We start from the raw sequence: 3464 nt of genomic DNA on the forward strand, positions 1-3464 counted from the left end.
ATCAAATCCAGTGTTTTGGCATTTGGAAATGGCGGAAATATTAATGTAAAAAGCGAGAATGGGAAAATCAATACAGGGAGAATAGCAGCTTCATCCGTGAATGGCAATGGCGGAAATGTCACTCTAAGTTCCCCAGGCAATATTCAAACAAAACAAATAATTTCTGCCGCTAGTAATGAGGGGGGAAAAGTCGAGATTACCAGTGGCGGAAATATTGCGATTACCGATACGACGCCAGTAACAATAGATTCTTCTAGTTCAAATCCGACTTCTACAGGTAATGGCGGTGCAATTACTCTTGATTCAGAAGGAGATATTACTATAAGCAATCAAATCTCATCTGGCGTGAAAGGATCTGGAACTGGCGGAAATATTAACTTCAACAGTAACAGTGGAAATCTAACAGCTGGAGATTTGAATTCTAGTTCAACTGGGGGTAATGCGGGTACAATCTCCTTAACGGCCCCCACCAGTATAACCGCAGCAGTTATCAATGCCAATGGTGCAGTCGATACGGGAAATATCAATTTAACAAGCGATGAAATTAACTTTATTGGTAATGTGTCGAGTCTTGGCAAATTGACAATTGAGCCTTTTAGTGCAAGTCAGGCGATCGCACTGGGAGGAACCGATAGCGGCAGTAGCAGCACTTTAGATATTACCACCAACGAGCTAAGTTTTCTGCAACCCGGCATATCCTCTATTATCATCGGACGTGCAGACGGTACTGGCACCATCACCCTTGATAATACAGCTACTTTTAATTCACCCGTTAATATTGTAGGTGGTTCCACTCTCGTAGGTGCTAATCGCGATACAAATTGGTATATCACAGACGCTAATTCTGGCAATCTCAGCGGTTACCCCAACAGCTTAACCTTCGATAATATTGAAAACATAGTCGGCGGGATTTCTAATGATACTTTCGTATTTAACGACGGCATTAATTTCAATGGCACAATAGACGGCAACCTTGGCAGCGACACCCTTAATTATTCAAATTTCACCACTCCCGTAACCATAAACTTAGGCGCAATTGGCGGTGTAAGTATTGAAAACCTTGTTGGTACAACTAAAGCATCCAGCACCTTAGTTGGCACTAATACCGAAAACACTTGGAATATTGCTGGTGGCGATACTGGTAATTTCAATGGCCAAATCAGCTTCAGTGCTTTCCAAAATATCATAGGCGGCGACTTAGACGACACCTTCCAATTTACTAACCAACTTAATAATGTTGTCAGCATCAGCGGTAATATAGACGGAAAAGCTGGCAATCTTACATTGAGGGGAGATGAGATTGATTTTGGGGGGAATATTTCCGGTACTGGTAATTTAACGCTTGAACCTTTAACTGCTAGCCAAAATATCGAAATCGGCGCTACAGATAGCAGCAGCAGTATTTTGGATTTGACGGCGAATGAAATAAGCCGATTTCAAAATAACTTCAAATCGATCGTTATCGGACGGAATGATGGCAGCGGTGCGATCGCATTTAACAACCCCATATCATTCAACGACCCAGTTACAATTCTATCTCCTCAAGGCTCAATTGCAGTCAACGCAACCATTCTGGGAATCGACGACGCCTCAATCACCTTGGCTGGCAAAACAACAAATCTTAATGCAGATATCACAACTGCCGATCGCAACATCACAATTAACGGTAATACTTCAATTGGTAATAACGTTAACCTCAGCACAGGTAATCAAGGCGATGGTGATATTACCATCAATGGGGAAATTGATGGTAACGGCAATCTTACTCTGGAAGCGGGTAGCGGTAACATCATTTTAAATGGAGATATAGGTAGTAATAATCGCTTCGGCAATCTGACTGTTAATAGTGCAAAAAACGTACAAACTGGCGCAATTACAGCTGCTAGCATTACCCAAAAAGCAGGGACGGGAACTACAATTTTCCAAGGCCCGATCGACACCAATAGCTCAAGTGGTGTTAATCTAAAAGGTAATAACTTTACCTTCATTAGTCCTGTCACCGCAAGTAAGTCTGGTGGTGTCACCATCAACAACAGCGGCACGCTGAATATTGTTGCCTCAGCAGACATAAATTTGGATGGTGTCTTCAATCAAAACGGCACCGGATCGGTATTTACCGCAGGCGATATCACCACTACCAAATACGACATCAAATTTAGTGGCCCAGTAACGTTAAATGGAAATGTAAACTTTAATTTGGGAACTGCTACAATTAGTTTTGGTTCTACGTTGTCCGCTGGGGATAACCCGCTGATTTTAACTGCTGGTGAAATTGATTTTGCCGGTGCAGTAAGTGGTACTAATAAGCTAATACTTCAACCTGCGACATCAGACCAAAATATTGCGATCGCATCTTCTAACGACACAACAGCTTTAGATTTTACGTCAGCAGAAATTAGCGCCATCCAACCTGGTTTTACTTCTATAGTAATTGGCAGAAGTGATTCGACAGCCGCTATTACTATCGACAATAAGGTTAATTTTAACAATCCGGTAACAATTCAATCTCCAGTTGGAACGGGTGCGATCGCAGCTAAAGGTGACATTACCACTAATGGTTCGGCAATTGAACTTTTCGCAGCAGGTAATATCACCACAAGCAATATTGTCACAGCAGGAGGAAACATCACCCTTACCAGTAAAAGTGGCGAGATCGATACCAGCACAAGTTCTCTCAACGCTACTTCTACCAAAGGTAATGGTGGAAACATTGCCGTAAATGCTGCTGGCAATATAACCACTAACGATATTACCACTCAATCCAGTAGTGCCGCTGGTGGTAATATCACCCTAAATAGCCAGACGGGATATGTACAAACTGGCAACTTAAATGCTACTGGAAATACAGCCGGTGGGTCAATTACCGTTATTACTCCTGTTCAAATTACCAGCGGAAAAATCGACACCAGCGCTATTACAGGAAAAGGAGGTAACGTAACCCTTGACCCCAAAGGAGACATCCAAGTTGAGTATATAAACGCCCAAGGAGGAAGTAAAGGCGCTGGTGGAACGGTTGATATTACCACCGAAAGGTTTTTCCGCGCTACAGGTACTTTTAAAGACCGAAATGGCGCTGTGTCCAGCATTTCCACTGCTGGAGGAACTGGGGGAGGCGCGATCGTAATTCGACATGGAGGAGGGCCAGAAACTGCCTTTAATGTCGCGGGTGATGCCACAAAAAATGGAACAGTCGGCAACATTACGTCTAGCCCTCAACAAACGGTACAACCTGGGTCTTATTTCGGGCCTTTCACTCAAGGTCTGACTCAAGTTATAACCACATCCTCTGGCAATAATCCCGACCCAGGTAATCCAAATCCCGGTAATCCAAATCCCGGTAATCCCGACCCAGGTAATCCAAATCCCGGTAATCCCGACCCAGGTAATCCCGACCCAGGTAATCCCGACCCAGGTAATCCCGACCCAGGTAATCCCGACCCAGGTAATCCCGACCCAGGTAATCC

At 43.8% G+C, this 3464-nt stretch carries 1 protein-coding gene; it reads left to right on the top strand.

Annotated elements, in window-relative coordinates; all coding sequences use genetic code 11:
* Positions 1-3464: beta strand repeat-containing protein (locus LAY57_RS17280; RefSeq protein WP_420839095.1), on the top strand; the 3464-nt coding region annotated here is incomplete at both ends.

It is taken from the genome of Argonema antarcticum A004/B2, from assembly GCF_023333585.1.
Classification (GTDB): Bacteria; Cyanobacteriota; Cyanobacteriia; order Cyanobacteriales; family Aerosakkonemataceae; genus Argonema; species Argonema antarcticum.